Annotated in this window: 15 protein-coding genes; 3 read left to right on the plus strand and 12 right to left on the minus strand. The window is 35.3% G+C overall.

All coding sequences use genetic code 11. The annotated features are described in order from the left end of the window. Positions 1-24: 24 nt before the first annotated feature. The 9 genes from F6U93_RS03245 to F6U93_RS03285 form a co-directional block, all read right to left on the minus strand. A complete protein-coding gene (locus F6U93_RS03245) occupies positions 25-501 on the minus strand; it encodes a hypothetical protein (RefSeq protein ID WP_150936769.1) in 477 nt (158 codons plus the stop codon). 45 nt (positions 502-546) lie between these two features. Next, on the minus strand, positions 547-1,761 hold the full coding sequence (locus F6U93_RS03250) for an aminotransferase class V-fold PLP-dependent enzyme (protein WP_150936771.1): 1,215 nt from the start codon (positions 1,759-1,761) through the stop codon (positions 547-549). Positions 1,762-1,915: 154 nt separating this feature from the next. Continuing rightward, positions 1,916-3,229, minus strand: a complete 1,314-nt coding sequence (gene sufD, locus F6U93_RS03255; protein ID WP_150936823.1) for a Fe-S cluster assembly protein SufD — start codon at positions 3,227-3,229, stop codon at positions 1,916-1,918. Positions 3,230-3,288: 59 nt separating this feature from the next. After that, positions 3,289-3,678, minus strand: coding sequence for a four helix bundle protein (locus F6U93_RS03260; RefSeq protein ID WP_150936773.1), 390 nt, complete (start codon positions 3,676-3,678; stop codon positions 3,289-3,291). A gap of 37 nt (positions 3,679-3,715) precedes the next feature. Further along, the gene (sufC, locus tag F6U93_RS03265; protein ID WP_150936775.1) at positions 3,716-4,468 is read right to left on the minus strand and encodes a Fe-S cluster assembly ATPase SufC; all 753 of its coding nucleotides are present in this window, start codon (positions 4,466-4,468) and stop codon (positions 3,716-3,718) included. A gap of 1 nt (position 4,469) precedes the next feature. Then, complete coding sequence (locus F6U93_RS03270) at positions 4,470-4,862, minus strand: hypothetical protein (RefSeq protein WP_150936777.1); 393 nt, start codon at positions 4,860-4,862, stop codon at positions 4,470-4,472. Positions 4,863-4,924: 62 nt separating this feature from the next. Then, positions 4,925-6,373 (minus strand): Fe-S cluster assembly protein SufB, encoded by a 1,449-nt coding sequence (sufB, locus tag F6U93_RS03275; RefSeq protein WP_150936779.1) that lies wholly within the window; start codon positions 6,371-6,373, stop codon positions 4,925-4,927. A gap of 33 nt (positions 6,374-6,406) precedes the next feature. Then, a complete protein-coding gene (locus F6U93_RS03280) occupies positions 6,407-6,778 on the minus strand; it encodes a four helix bundle protein (RefSeq protein ID WP_150936781.1) in 372 nt (123 codons plus the stop codon). Between the two features lie 50 nt (positions 6,779-6,828). Continuing rightward, the gene (locus F6U93_RS03285) at positions 6,829-7,158 is read right to left on the minus strand and encodes a HesB/IscA family protein (RefSeq protein ID WP_150936783.1); all 330 of its coding nucleotides are present in this window, start codon (positions 7,156-7,158) and stop codon (positions 6,829-6,831) included. 561 nt (positions 7,159-7,719) lie between these two features. On the opposite strand from F6U93_RS03285, the gene thiL reads away from it, so the two are divergent. Next, the gene (thiL, locus tag F6U93_RS03290; RefSeq protein WP_150936785.1) at positions 7,720-8,766 is read left to right on the plus strand and encodes a thiamine-phosphate kinase; all 1,047 of its coding nucleotides are present in this window, start codon (positions 7,720-7,722) and stop codon (positions 8,764-8,766) included. Positions 8,767-8,814: 48 nt separating this feature from the next. Here the strand turns inward: thiL and F6U93_RS03295 are convergent, their stop codons facing one another. Together F6U93_RS03295 and F6U93_RS03300 are read right to left on the minus strand one after the other, a co-directional pair. Continuing rightward, positions 8,815-9,093, minus strand: a complete 279-nt coding sequence (locus F6U93_RS03295) for a hypothetical protein (RefSeq protein WP_150936787.1) — start codon at positions 9,091-9,093, stop codon at positions 8,815-8,817. 65 nt (positions 9,094-9,158) lie between these two features. Then, a complete protein-coding gene (locus tag F6U93_RS03300) occupies positions 9,159-9,932 on the minus strand; it encodes an alpha/beta fold hydrolase (protein ID WP_150936789.1) in 774 nt (257 codons plus the stop codon). A 164-nt stretch (positions 9,933-10,096) separates the two neighbouring features. Between F6U93_RS03300 and F6U93_RS03305 the strand changes: the two genes are divergently transcribed. Then, on the plus strand, positions 10,097-11,776 hold the full coding sequence (locus tag F6U93_RS03305; RefSeq protein ID WP_150936791.1) for an FAD-dependent oxidoreductase: 1,680 nt from the start codon (positions 10,097-10,099) through the stop codon (positions 11,774-11,776). Between the two features lie 231 nt (positions 11,777-12,007). Here the strand turns inward: F6U93_RS03305 and F6U93_RS03315 are convergent, their stop codons facing one another. Continuing rightward, positions 12,008-12,664 (minus strand): hypothetical protein, encoded by a 657-nt coding sequence (locus tag F6U93_RS03315; RefSeq protein WP_150936795.1) that lies wholly within the window; start codon positions 12,662-12,664, stop codon positions 12,008-12,010. Positions 12,665-12,772: 108 nt separating this feature from the next. Between F6U93_RS03315 and F6U93_RS03320 the strand changes: the two genes are divergently transcribed. Beyond that, entirely contained in the window at positions 12,773-14,095 is a 1,323-nt protein-coding gene (locus F6U93_RS03320; protein WP_150936796.1) for an aspartate kinase, read from the plus strand. The last annotated feature ends 57 nt before the right edge of the window (positions 14,096-14,152 follow it).

The raw sequence follows: 14,152 nt of genomic DNA on the forward strand, positions 1-14,152 counted from the left end.
GCAAAAATACAATAAGAAATGTTCCTATTCAATGTTTTCGGAAATTGATAGCAGTTCTTTAACTAAAGGAGCGATTGTTTGTGGCGGATTCCCATGATCAAAAGCTGGTGTTTCAAAGGTTTTTTCGTTGGAAGTAATTTTTAACGTAGCTTTAGCTGCACCATCAAAGGCAAAATCTTTACTAGGCGCTTCTAAAGTTTTTATCTCATCTAAAGGAATCGAATCTAAAAGGCTTAATAGTTTTTTCCATTCTGAAGGTTCGAGTACTATGGGAGTCCCTGGTTTACCTCTTTTTTTAGAAATAACAATCATGTTTTTTATGACTCTTATTTTATGATAGGAACCTCGTGTTGTCGTGGTGTACTCAAAAGTAATTAACGTCTCTGAAGGGGTTTCTGAAGCTTCAGATTCTACTATTGAATCGTTTGAGTTCGAATGGTTCACGGTTCCACAAGATTTCACGCCCATAAGGCAACACAGAAGAATGCTTATTAATTTCATGAGCCGAATTTGAAATAAAATTACGAAAAGTAATCGAAAATCAGTTTAAGACAACATCATCTTTGCCTTTTTTACGCCTTCAAATAAGGCGTCTATTTCAGCTTTAGTGTTGTAAAAGGCTAATGAAGCGCGTACGGTTCCAGGGATTTTATAATAGTCCATGATAGGTTGGGCGCAATGATGCCCTGTTCTTACGGCAATACCAAGTTTATCTAAAATGGTACCAACATCATAGGGATGAATACCTTCTAAATTAAATGAAATCACTGAGGTTTTTTGTTCTGAAGTACCGTAAATTTTAAGTCCGTCAATTTGTAACAATTTTTCGGTGGCATATTCTAGAAGCTCATGCTCATAAGCCGCGATGGCTTCAAAACCAATACCGTTCATATAATCTAAGGCCGCTCCAAAAACGATACCTCCAGCGATGTTTGGTGTACCGGCTTCGAATTTATGAGGTAAATCGGCGTAAGTTGTTTTTTCAAAAGTAACTTCAGCAATCATTTCACCACCTCCTTGATAAGGGGGCAATTTTTTCAACCATTCTTCTTTACCGTAAAGCATACCAACACCGGTTGGTCCACACATTTTATGAGCAGAAACCACGTAAAAATCAACATCTAATTTTTGAACATCTGGTTTTATATGCGGACTCGATTGTGCGCCATCAATTAAAACTGCTGCACCAACTTGATGTGCCTTTTCAATGATGTATTCAATCGGGTTAATGGTACCTAGGGCGTTTGAAACGTGATTTACAAAAACAAGTTTGGTGTTTTCTGAAAGTAAGTTGTCAAACTCTGCCATGACCAATTCGCCTTCTTGGTTCATTGGAATAACCTTTAATTCTGCGCCTGTACGTTCGCAAAGCATTTGCCAAGGCACGATATTAGAGTGATGCTCTAAGGCCGAAACAATAATCTCGTCTCCTTTTTTTAATAATGATGAAAACCCATTGGCAATAAGATTAATGCCATGCGTGGTTCCCGAGGTGAAAATGATTTCATGCGAGAACTTAGCATTAAAGTGGTTTTGTATTTTATAACGCGCTTGTTCGTATAAATCTGTAGCTTCCTGACTCAAGGTGTGTACGCCACGGTGAATGTTGGCGTTATAATTTGAGTAATAGTCCACCATGGCATCAATGACCTGTTTAGGGGTTTGTGATGTGGCGGCATTATCAAAATACACTAAAGGTTTGCCATTTACTTTACGTGAAAGAATTGGAAAATCTTTTCTTATGTCTTCTACTTTGAACATGGCTGTAAGGCTTAGCCCCGATTGGGACATTTGTTGAAGCTCCTCGTAGAGAGTCCTTCCACTCGGCTCAGGGCAAACATACCCAAAAGCGGAAGGTAACTTCAAATAAAAATTTCAGTAAGGTTTAAGAGATTCCCTCTTTCGAGGGAATTTATTATAAATCGAATCCGATGTTAACCCCTAATTTGTTTGCTATAATTTTATTAATACGTTGCTTTAATTCTGGGATTTTAACCGAACTTAAAACGTTATTACTAAAAGCATACATTAAAAGCGCTTTAGCTTCTTTTTTAGGGATACCACGAGATTGCATGTAAAATAAGGCGCTTTCGTCTAGCTGCCCAATAGTACAACCGTGAGAGCATTTTACATCGTCTGCAAAAATCTCAAGTTGTGGCTTGGTGTTTATTGACGCTTTGTCGCTTAACAAAACATTGTTGTTAGATTGGAAAGCGTTTGTTTTTTGAGCTTCTTTTTCTACAATAATTTTTCCATTGAAAACCCCTGTAGAACTATCGCCAAAAATACCTTTATAATCTTGGTGACTCTCACAGTTTGGTTCAATATGGTGAACCAGCGTATTGTGATCTACATGTTGCTTATCACCAAGAATAGTAACACCTTTTAATATAGAATCGATACGCTCGCCTTCTTGGAAGAAATTGAGGTTGTTTCTAATTAGTTTTCCACCAAAAGCAAAGGTGTGTACCGAAGCGATACTTTCACGTTGCTGTTTAATGAAGGTATTATCTATTAACGATGCATTTTCGCTGTCGTTTTGAATCTTGTAATAATCAACAATAGCACGTTTTTTAGTAAAAATTTCGGTCACACTATTGGTTAAAACAGGGTTTTCTGTTAAACTTTGGTGCCGCTCGATAATTTGCACATGGCTATTTTCTTCGGCAACAACTAAATTGCGTGGTTGTAAAAGGGTGGCGGCTTCTGTTCCTGTTGAAAAATTGATAAACTGAATAGGCTTATCGGCAATTTTATTTTTAGGAATGTGAATGTAAACACCCTCTTGTGAAAATGCTGTATTTAAAGACGCTAAACTATCACTATTGGCTGCTTTATTGAAATGGTTTTCAATAATTAAGCGGTATTTTGGGCTTGTTAAGGCCGAAGACATTAAACACACATCAATACCATCGTGTGTGGTTTGTGATAAATGTGATGAATATTTTCCATCGATAAAAACGACCGTGTAGGTGTCAATTTCATGAATGAAATATTTTTTAACGTCTTTATAGTCTAAGGCATTTTCTTGCTTAGGGAAAACGCTGTAATCTACTTTTAATAATTTATTTAAAGAGGTATATTTCCAAGCTTCTTCCTTTTTAGTCGGAAAGCCTTTTTCTTCAAATACTTTTATAGCCTCAGATCTTACATTATGAACATGCGATTCTACATCGACGTTGTTTTCAAATGCTAAAAATGATGATACTAATTTGTCTTTTAAATCCATTTTTCTAAATCGTTTCAAGTTTAAGGTTAAAACAGTTTCAAGTTGCTTACTCAATCCCTTTATTTAAACTTGCTTCCTTTAAAATCTTTTTTGTTTAGATATGAAATGAAAGCAGATAATCGTTTGCTTAGTTGTTCATATTCTGAAACTAATGTTTTGAATTTTTCTTCTGAAATATATTCTGAATCAAAAACTCTATATAATTGAGACCTGGTTTCACCTGCTGAGCCTTTAGCTATGGAAAGAAATTGACGAAATTCTAAATTTCCATCTCTTTCGAAGCCTTCAGCAATATTGTCCATTACAGAACCTGACGAAGCTTTTATTTGGTCTTTTAATCTATAATCAGTTTTTAAAGCGGTTTCATTAGCGATATCCTTTATTTGATTAAATAGTCTTCTGGTTTCTTGCCAAGTTTCTAAATCTTCAAATCGTTTGATAGTAGGCATTAACCTGAAACATTAAACTTTAAACCTTCTTAACTAACTATGCGTTTACTTCTTCCTTAATCCAGTCGTAACCTCTTTCTTCAAGCTCGTGCGCTAATTCTTTTCCACCAGATTTTACAATACGTCCGTTGTGTAAAACGTGTACAAAATCAGGTACGATATAATCTAATAAACGTTGGTAGTGTGTGATTACTACAACAGCATTGTCTTTACTTTTTAATTTATTAACACCATTGGCAACAATACGAAGGGCATCAATATCTAACCCTGAATCGGTTTCATCAAGAATAGCCAATTTTGGTTCTAGCATCGCCATTTGGAAAATCTCATTACGTTTTTTCTCACCACCCGAAAAACCTTCGTTAAGTGAACGTGATAAAAATTTACGATCGATTTCTAGTAATTCAGCTTTATCGCGGATAAGTTTAAGCATGTCTTTTGCAGGCATGTCTTCTAATCCTTTAGCTTTTCTAGATTCGTTGATGGCTGTTTTAATGAAGTTAGTCACAGAAACACCAGGAATTTCAACTGGGTATTGGAACGATAAAAAGATGCCTTTGTGGGCACGTTCTTCAGCAGCTAATTCTTCAATATCTTCACCTTCAAAAAATATTTTTCCATCGGTTACTTCATATTCTTCTTTTCCAGCTACCACAGATGATAGTGTACTTTTACCTGAACCGTTTGGTCCCATGATGGCATGAACTTCTCCTGGTTTCACCTCAAGGTTAATCCCTTTTAAAATGTTTTTATCCTCAACACTTGCGTGTAAATTCTCAATTTTTAACATACTATTGGTTTCCTAATTTTACAATGTTGTTGGTTTCTTTAGAAGCGGGTTTTACGTTTATAATTTCAACGATTTCCACCTTATTCTCCCAAAGAATAACATCATCTTTTTGATCTGTAACTTTTCCTTTTATCTCGACTTGAACCATATCAGTTGGTTCGGTTTTGATTTTATCTGCTTGCGCTACAAGCGCTTTTAATTGTCCTGAATCTAGCACCCCATAAATAGTGTTATGTGATTGCAGAACGCCAGCACCTTCGAAATACACAAAATCACCTTTTATAGTAGTGAGTTCGTTTTCGCTATAAGTTGCTGTAGTTTCCTCTGGTTTAGATTCGTTTTTACAACTTATAAATGCTGTTAGAATTAATGTGATAAAAAATAATTTTCTCATTTTGAATGGGTTTTAACTTAAAACGACACTTTAACTAACTAAGTGTGTTCTCGTTAAAAAAATTATCCTACACTTCCTTCTAAACTAATTTCTAATAATTTTTGGGCTTCAACAGCAAATTCCATTGGGAGTTTGTTTAAAACCTCTTTGCTAAATCCATTCACAATTAAGGCGATGGCTTTTTCGGTATCGATACCACGTTGGTTACAATAGAAAATTTGGTCTTCACCAATTTTACTCGTTGTTGCTTCGTGTTCGATTTTAGCCGATTTATTTTTGGCTTCAATGTACGGGAAGGTATGCGCACCACATTCGTTACCCATTAATAAACTATCACATTGTGAAAAGTTTCGAGCATTTTCGGCGCGTGACCCTATTTGTACTAAACCACGGTAACTGTTTTGAGATTTCCCGGCTGAAATACCTTTAGAAATAATGGTCGATTTGGTGTTTTTCCCCAAATGAATCATTTTCGTTCCCGTATCAGCTTGTTGATAATTGTTTGTTACGGCAATCGAGTAAAACTCACCAACCGAATTATCACCTTTTAAGATACAAGAAGGGTATTTCCAGGTTACTGCAGATCCTGTCTCCACTTGTGTCCAAGAGATTTTAGCGTTTTTCTCGCATAAACCACGTTTGGTTACAAAGTTGTAAACCCCACCTTTACCTTCAGCATTTCCAGGGAACCAGTTTTGTACTGTTGAATATTTAATTTCAGCATCGTCTAAAGCAATAAGCTCTACAACGGCGGCGTGTAATTGGTTTTCATCACGACTTGGCGCGGTACAACCTTCTAGGTAACTTACGTAACTCCCTTCATCAGCAACCACTAAAGTACGTTCAAATTGTCCGGTACCAGCTTGGTTGATTCTAAAGTAAGTCGATAATTCCATTGGGCATTTTACGCCTTTAGGAATGTAGCAAAAAGAACCATCACTAAATACGGCCGAATTTAAGGCTGCGTAGAAGTTATCTTTTTGAGGAACTACGGTTCCTAAATATTTTCTAACTAATTCTGGATGCTCTTTAATTGCTTCAGAAATACTCATGAAAATAATACCTTTTTCACCAAGTGTTTTCTTGAATGTTGTTGCTACTGAAACCGAATCAACTACCACATCCATAGCAACACCGGCTAATTTCTTTTGTTCATCGAGTGAAATCCCTAGTTTTGCGAAAGTTTCCAGTAATTCTGGGTCAACCTCGTCAATGCTATCGTATTTTGGTTTGCTGTTTGGTGCAGAATAGTATGAAATGGCTTGAAAATCTGGTTTGGTATAATGCACGTTTGCCCATTCTGGCTCGGTCATTTCTTTCCAAACTCTAAACGCTTCAAGTCTCCAGTCTGTCATCCATTGTGGCTCCTCTTTCTTTTTAGAAATGGCACGCACGATATCTTCATTTAAACCAATTGGAAATGTATCAGACTCTATATCGGTATAAAACCCGTATTCGTATTCTTTGGTTTTTAGCTCTTCGCGTAAATCATCCTCGGTATACTTGCTCATATATCTTTGTAAAATAGTTTGTAAAGTTGAAAGTTATAAAGTTGAGGTTAAGTACTTTATTAAGCCACTTAACAATTTAGAAACTTCGTTTACTTTTAACTTTAATTTTTCAAATTGCTCATTTGTAATATATTCAATATCAAAACTCAAATACAATTGAGATCGAAATTCTCCAGCTGATGCTTTTGCTATGTATAAAAAACGAATGAACTCTTTTGTTGTTTCTCTTTCAAATCCTTCAGCTATATTCGAAGAGATTGAAATGCTTGATCTTCTTATTTGATCTCTTAACCCAAAATCTTTGGAAAAAGAAGTGTTGTTATTTGTTAACTTATAAATTTCGGAGTTTAATTCTCTTGCTTTTTGCCATGAAATTATTTCTTCAAAAGTATTAAACTTAGCCATCTATTAAATTACTTTTCTACTTTATAACGTTCAACATTCAAACGCTTTGATTATAACGAAAATGATTCGCCACAACCACAAGTTCGGTTGGCGTTAGGGTTGTTAAAAACGAACCCAGTTCCATTCAAACCACCTGAATATTCTAAAGTGGTGCCTATTAAGTATAAAAAGCTCTTTTTGTCTACAATGATCTTAACCCCATTGTCTTCAAAAACTTTATCGTCGTCGTCTTGGGTTTTGTCAAATTTTAAATCGTAAGACAAACCAGAACAACCACCGCTTTTAACACCAACGCGTACGTAATCTGTAGAGGCATCATAACCATCATCGGTCATCAGCTCTATGACTTTCTTTTTAGCCGTTTCAGAAACTTTTATCATAATTTTTATTAGATTTTATCATGTAATATTTAATGTGATACATGCCATCTTAAAAGTTTTAGAATCAATCTATTAAAAAATATTTTTCGGTTTAATTTAGAAAGATTCCAAAAACAGAGTGCAAATATACAATATAAGTCATGCATTACCATGTAACCTAACATTATATTAGTATATAGTTTTATAGTTTTTTGTTATTGTTTGTGAATTAGGGAATTTTTAAAGAATTTATAATCAGATAGCGGAAGTGCCCTGTTTTTTTGAAATCAAATTTTCGTCATTTAAGACGTTTTATGCTTGTTTTTTATTTCCGTGGAAGTGTAAACCGAAGCGTTTTGGGGCTTTAGTATTGTAGTCTATCTATTTGTTATTTAGATATATAATTTCCTTGGTGTGTTGTGATTTCGGTTTTTTAGCGCCGTTGTAAGCTATTTTATGTGGTCTTGAAACAAGTTCAGGGTGACATTAGTAATGCCGTTACAAAATGGGTAGCTCACTATGTAAACCTGATGTTTTTTAATAAAGGTAGTAAAAACGAAAATTGCTTCTTATTTTTGCAGCATGATAGAAGATAAAAACCCACAAAGAACACAGTTGAGTGATTTAGGTGAATTTGGATTAATAGATCACTTAACCCAGCATTTCAAGATTAAACAAAGCTCTACGTTGAAAGGTATTGGAGACGATGCTGCTGTTTTAGATTTTGGTAAAAAACGTGTTGTCGTGACCACAGATTTGTTGGTGGAAGGGGTGCATTTTGATTTGAGTTATGTGCCGTTGAAGCATTTAGGTTACAAGTCGATTGTGGTAAATTTATCTGATGTTTATGCTATGAATGCCGAAGCTACTCAGGTTACGGTTTCTATTGCGGTTTCTAATCGTTTTCCTTTAGAAGCTTTAGAAGAAATTTATGCAGGAATAGAAACTGCGGCCAATGTTTATGGTATTGATGTTATTGGTGGGGATACAACGTCGTCAACAACTGGATTACTTATTTCTGTAACAGCTATGGGTACGGTTGATGCCGAAAAAGAAGTGTATAGAAATGGTGCAAAACCAAATGATTTACTTGTTGTTTCTGGTGATGTTGGTGCTGCTTATATGGGCTTACAAGTTTTAGAGCGTGAAAAGGAAGTTTACAAGGTAAACCCAAATAATCAACCTGATTTAGAGCCTTATACTTATATTATTGAAAGACAGTTAAAACCTGAAGCGCGAAAAGATATTCCGCAATTATTAGCTGAATTGGATGTGAAGCCTACGGCTATGATAGATATTAGCGATGGTTTATCTTCTGAAATTATTCACATTTGCAAACAAAGTGAGGTCGGTTGTGATCTTTACGAAGAAAAAATTCCGTTAGATCCTCAAGTCATTTCTACCTGTGAGGAGTTTGATATAGACAGTACAACTGTGGCGTTAAATGGTGGAGAAGATTATGAGTTATTATTCACAATTTCTCAAGATGATTATGCTAAAATTAAAGCCAATCCACATCTTACCGTGATAGGGCATATCAAGCAGGCAAGCGAGGGGTTACATTTGGTAACACGAGCTGACACGCGAATTCCTATTAAAGCGCAAGGTTGGAAAAATTTTAATGACTAAGCTGTATTGAAAGCAAGCTGTTTTTAAGGGAAGATGTTGTGGTGCTTGCTAAACGTGCTGATAGATTGTGGTGCTATTAATTGCTTTTTCTTTTAACCGTTCTGTTTTAGAGTTATAAACACGCTCTAATATCACATTGATTTCTCGAAACGTTGGTGTGAGTTCGGTTAAGTTCCCGTTACTATCGGTTGTTAATTCCTTTTTACAATTTTTACAGGTGTACTCTTTGACATGAGAAGTTACATTCTTAGTTACTTGATACTCATGACCAAAAAGTGAGCAATACACTTTTGGTATTAAAGCCATTTTGTTAGACGTTGTTTTCATGTTTTTTTGATTTGGATTGCTTTAAATATAAAAAGAAAACCCAATAACACGACAAAAAGCAGCTATTATTCGATGAAATGCACTAGTTCTTGTAGTAATTCACTTTCGTTTTCGATAAACGACATATGTCCGTCTGGAAATTCTATAAATCTCACTTGAGAATCTTCAACTTCTTCCAGAAGGGCTTCGTGGTTTAAAACGGGGTCTTTTTTGCCAGCAATCATCATTTTTTTGAAGGGTGTAAAGTGTAATAGGGCTTCTCGATTATCTCTAATTTTCATACCTTCTAATGCGGCTACAATGCCTTGAAGTGGTGTTTGTTTAGCTTCACTAATGAGTGCTTTTATTTCCTCTTTAAAAAGTTTTCGATTTTTCGGTCGGAATAAATTTGTGATTGCAATCCTAATAAAGGTTTCGTGACTTTTTTTTACGGTTACAATCGTACGATCTCTATTGATTTGTTTTTCAGGAGAATCTGAACGTGCTGTTGAGTTCAGTAAACAAAGTCCTTTTAGGTTGTCGGGGTGTTTTTCCGCGAAAGCGAGTGCCACATAACCACCCATAGAGTGCCCGATAAACGTGGAGCGTCTAATACGAAGATTTTTAAGAACGAACTCAACGGCTTCTGCCATTTGTTCCATGGTGTGTACATAGCCTAGACAGCCTGTTTGTCCGTGACCCAATAAATCAATGCAAATAACACGGTGTTTTTTTGAGAGTTCTGGAGCGAGTTTTTTCCATATTTTGGTGCTTTCTAAAAAGCCGTGAAGAAGCACTATGGCATGACCTTTACCTGAATCGGTGTAGTGAATGTTTGTGCCTTTAAATTCTAAAACCATAACGTCATTGTGTATTACAAATATAAAAGATAGCTTTTACCTATTAATAAATATTAGGAGCATTATTTTTAGTTAAAAGACATCATCTCAAAAGTCATATGTAATAAAGGTTACACCCTGTTTTTCGAGTATAGTTGATATTTGCCAAATAAATTATAAGTGATATGAAAAAAATTATCGTGATAGGTGGTTTGTCAGCCGGACCTTCGGCAGCAGCAAAAGCAAGAAGAGAAGATGAGCAAGCAGAGATTATTTTGTTTGAAAAGGGTGCTAATATTAGTTATGCTACCTGTGGTATGCCTTATGCGTTTTCTGGAGTGATTGAAAGTCGTGATAAATTAATGGTGGTTAAACCGGAATTATTGCAAAATCGATTTAATATCGATGTACGATTGAATGAAGAAATTGTAAATATCGATACGGCTGCTAAATTGGTTTTTTCAAAAGATAAATCATACGCTTATGATAAACTCATTTTTGCAACAGGTGCACGATCGATAGTGCCTCCTATAGAAAATATAAAATTGGCAAGTAATTGGTCTACTTGCCGTTCGATGCCCGATTTTGATAAAATCACGAAGTTAGGCCTAACAAGTGAATCAAAACACATTACCATTGTTGGTGCTGGGTTAATTGGCGTTGAAGTAGCTGAAAACTTAAGAGAAGCTGGTAAAAATGTGACTTTAATTGAAGGATCATCTCATGTATTAAATATGTGGCAGCAGAAATTCGGGAATTTTGCAGGAAATATTTTAGAGTCTGAAGGGATTGAAGTTTTAACAGAAACTTTAGTGTCTAAATTTGAAATTGATAAAGAAAGTAAAATTTTAGCGGTTGAAACAAAAGACGGAAAACGTATTGCTACAGATTTTGTCATACTAAGTACAGGTATTAAGCCAAATACAGATTTGTTGTTGACTGAAGGTGCTGAGGCTATTGCCAATGGTGCATTGAAAGTCAATGACTTTATGGAAACATCTATAAAGGATGTTTATGCGGCTGGTGATAACATTTCTTTAAAGAATCTTCAAACCAATACCTATGATTATTTTCCGTTAGGAACTCATTCTAATAAGGCAGGGCGTGCTGCTGGAGCTAATGCTGTTCAAGGAAATACCGTAGCGTTTTATGGGGCTTATAAAACCGCTATTGTCAAAGTTTTTGGTTATACACTAGCAAGAACCGGCATGAATCCTACGTTTTTAAAAGAAAAAGGCATTGCTTTTAAAACGGTTTTAACCGTGGCTGGAGCGACACCTGGGTATTACCCTGGGCAGAAAGACTTGATTACTGAAATTTATTATCATGCCGAAACCGAAGAAATTTTAGGTGCAGAATTATTTGGAGAAATAGGTGTAGATAAGCGTGTTGACGTTTTAAGTACTGCTATTTATGCGAAGTTGAAAATAAGCGATTTGTCTCAGTTAGATTTGGCCTATGCACCGCCATTTTCACCGGCTAAAGATCCTGTTGTGGTGACTAGCTTTGTTGCTCAAAATATGATTAGTGGTAAGAGTGAGCAAATCTCTGTGGAAGCTTTAGAGGACTTGATGGATCAGGATTTAAATCATGATTACTTGCTGTTAGATGCGAGAACAGAGAAAGAATATGAAAAAGGTACTATTCCTGGGGCTTTAAATTATCCTTTGGATGCTATTCGAGATCATATTGATTTTATTAAAAACCAAGATAAGGACGTGATCATATTTTGTCAAAAGGGTATGAGAGGTTATCTAGCTGAATTAATTCTGAGAAACAATGGTATCAAAACAGTTAAGAACCTTGCTGGTGGGTTTAAAATTTGGGAAATGTATAGTGATAAGGTTGAATTGGTTGGTGAATAAATAATAGCGAATAGGTGTTTATATTGTTAAAGCTGACTTAGCAGGGCCTCGTATTCTTCAAAACGATGTTCACGTATAGGGCGAATTTTAGGTTCTGTAGAAAAATGTAAAAGTAAGCAAGGGTTTATGGATTTGTATTTTATAACATATTCATAGCTTTCAAGCTCGTTGTTTTTAATGCGTTGCTTTATTTTATTGTGATAAGGATACATGAAACAAAGTGGTAAAGCCTTAAGATTTCACACGTTTAATAGCTGTAAAGGCTTTATCTACATATTCGTCTTCAACCAAAATAGTAAACTCATTGGTAGTTGAAATGACCTCGTACATCACGACACCATCCCAAGCCAAACGCTTAAAGAAATGGTAATACAAACCTGCGATTTTAGAATTGTCTTGTGGTAAGTTAATGCTAATGGCCGATAAACCTTCTTGAACAGCTAATAGGGTTTCGTTTTTAAGTTCGCCTTTTATAAAATCGTTTAAACTGCTAGAGATAATGATGTTGCTTTCGTGAATCCCTCTGGTAAAAGTATAGAAGGGTTTAGATTCTATTTTAATGCGTTCCAAAATTTTGGAGTGATTATCAATAAGCGTATCTGAGTTTTTAACCGTAAAATCAGTGAGGTTTGAGCGTACAGTAATATCACCTAAATTCTGGATCGCTTTTTTCATTTTAAGCGAATTTGATAAAGTGGCTGGCGGATTATAACGGCGTAAGGCCATCATAATCGCTCCAGGTTTCACCTCCTTTTTAAGCATGTTACTTATAGGTTCCACCAGTTCTATGGCTAAAGCACTAAAGTTGATGATGTTTCGAGAGAGTGCTTCTTCTAAGTAGGGTTGCGTAATTAATATGTCTTCAACGCAATTTGATACCGTTTTCATGAATACTAAATGTTAACTATTTAACAATATGTGTAAAAATAAACTTTTTTTTAAATAAACATAGTAGTTACCTAAATTAATTATAATTTCGCCCGCAAATTGATAGTCATGAAAGTATTAAAATTTGGAGGAACATCTGTAGGTTCGGTGGAAAATATGACCAACGTTAAAAATATAATTAACGATGGTGAGAAAAAGATTGTAGTGCTTTCAGCCATGTCTGGAACAACCAATCAATTGGTTGCAATCGGACAAGATATTGAGGCTGGAAATAGTGCTGCTGCGGTTGAAAAAGTGACAACACTTCATGAGACTTACAAAGTGACGGTTGATAACCTTTTACAGAACGGTGATTTAAATGCTAGTGTGAAAGCATATGTCGCTAATGTGTTTAGCTTTTTAGAAAGTTGTGCTTCAAAAACATTTTGTGTGAATTTAGAAAATCAAATTGTAGCGCAAGGCGAATTACTTTCAACTTACATGTTTAATGCGTTTTTAAATCAAGAAGGTGTAAGTTCGACTTTGTTACCTGCTTTAGATTTTATGCGTATTGATGAGAATAAAGAACCAGATATCGCTTATATCAAAGAAAACTTTAAAAAAGTTTTTGAAGCGACTCCAGATTCAGAGATCTACATTACTCAAGGTTTTATTTGTTTAGATACTGAAGATCAAATTTCAAACTTACAACGTGGTGGAAGTGATTATACGGCTACCATTATTGGTGCTGCTTTTCTAGCTGAGGAAGTTCAGATTTGGACAGATATAGATGGCATGCATAATAATGATCCGCGTCACGTAGAGAACACGCATCCTATTTCAAATTTATCATTTGATGAGGCGGCTGAGTTGGCTTATTTTGGTGCTAAGATTTTACACCCGCAAACGGTAACGCCTGTAAGAGCTGACAATATTCCGGTACGATTAAAAAACACTATGGAGCCTTCAGCGCATGGAACTTTAATTTCTAGTGTGACTGCTGGTGATGGTATTAAAGCGATTGCTGCTAAAGATGGTATTACAGCGATTAAAATTAAATCGGCGCGCATGCTACAAGCTCATGGTTTCTTGAAGAAAGTTTTTGAAATCTTTGAGACTTATAAAACGTCTATTGATATGATTACCACTTCTGAAGTTGCGGTATCATTAACCATTGACGACGATTCAAATTTAGAGCCTATTTTGGCTGAGTTGGATAAAATTGCCACGATTGAGGTGGATAAAAACCAAAGTATTGTGTGTTTAGTAGGGCATGAAGTTGTAAATCATGACGATACGTTTAGGTTGTTTAAAATATTACAAGACGTAAAAATTAGAATGATTTCTTATGGTGGAAGTCAGAATAACATATCATTATTAATTGATTCTAAGGATAAAATTAATACGCTGCAAAAACTTAATACATATTTATTTGAATTAGTCACTCCTTAAAATATTACTCAGTTTTTGTCTAGTCCTAAATAACCGATACAGATTATTAAAGGATTA

Source organism: Pseudotamlana haliotis (assembly GCF_008806375.1).
Lineage (GTDB): Bacteria > Bacteroidota > Bacteroidia > Flavobacteriales > Flavobacteriaceae > Pseudotamlana > Pseudotamlana haliotis.

What these genes read in the sequence shown, in the direction of transcription:
- F6U93_RS03245 (WP_150936769.1), bottom strand. Translation starts at nt 501, where the DNA reads ATGAAATTAATAAGCATTCTTCTGTGTTGCCTTATGGGCGTGAAATCT.
- F6U93_RS03250 (WP_150936771.1), bottom strand. Translation starts at nt 1,761, where the DNA reads ATGTTCAAAGTAGAAGACATAAGAAAAGATTTTCCAATTCTTTCACGT.
- sufD (WP_150936823.1), bottom strand. Translation starts at nt 3,229, where the DNA reads ATGGATTTAAAAGACAAATTAGTATCATCATTTTTAGCATTTGAAAAC.
- F6U93_RS03260 (WP_150936773.1), bottom strand. Translation starts at nt 3,678, where the DNA reads ATGCCTACTATCAAACGATTTGAAGATTTAGAAACTTGGCAAGAAACC.
- sufC (WP_150936775.1), bottom strand. Translation starts at nt 4,468, where the DNA reads ATGTTAAAAATTGAGAATTTACACGCAAGTGTTGAGGATAAAAACATT.
- F6U93_RS03270 (WP_150936777.1), bottom strand. Translation starts at nt 4,862, where the DNA reads ATGAGAAAATTATTTTTTATCACATTAATTCTAACAGCATTTATAAGT.
- sufB (WP_150936779.1), bottom strand. Translation starts at nt 6,373, where the DNA reads ATGAGCAAGTATACCGAGGATGATTTACGCGAAGAGCTAAAAACCAAA.
- F6U93_RS03280 (WP_150936781.1), bottom strand. Translation starts at nt 6,778, where the DNA reads ATGGCTAAGTTTAATACTTTTGAAGAAATAATTTCATGGCAAAAAGCA.
- F6U93_RS03285 (WP_150936783.1), bottom strand. Translation starts at nt 7,158, where the DNA reads ATGATAAAAGTTTCTGAAACGGCTAAAAAGAAAGTCATAGAGCTGATG.
- thiL (WP_150936785.1), top strand. Translation starts at nt 7,720, where the DNA reads ATGATAGAAGATAAAAACCCACAAAGAACACAGTTGAGTGATTTAGGT.
- F6U93_RS03295 (WP_150936787.1), bottom strand. Translation starts at nt 9,093, where the DNA reads ATGAAAACAACGTCTAACAAAATGGCTTTAATACCAAAAGTGTATTGC.
- F6U93_RS03300 (WP_150936789.1), bottom strand. Translation starts at nt 9,932, where the DNA reads ATGGTTTTAGAATTTAAAGGCACAAACATTCACTACACCGATTCAGGT.
- F6U93_RS03305 (WP_150936791.1), top strand. Translation starts at nt 10,097, where the DNA reads ATGAAAAAAATTATCGTGATAGGTGGTTTGTCAGCCGGACCTTCGGCA.
- F6U93_RS03315 (WP_150936795.1), bottom strand. Translation starts at nt 12,664, where the DNA reads ATGAAAACGGTATCAAATTGCGTTGAAGACATATTAATTACGCAACCC.
- F6U93_RS03320 (WP_150936796.1), top strand. Translation starts at nt 12,773, where the DNA reads ATGAAAGTATTAAAATTTGGAGGAACATCTGTAGGTTCGGTGGAAAAT.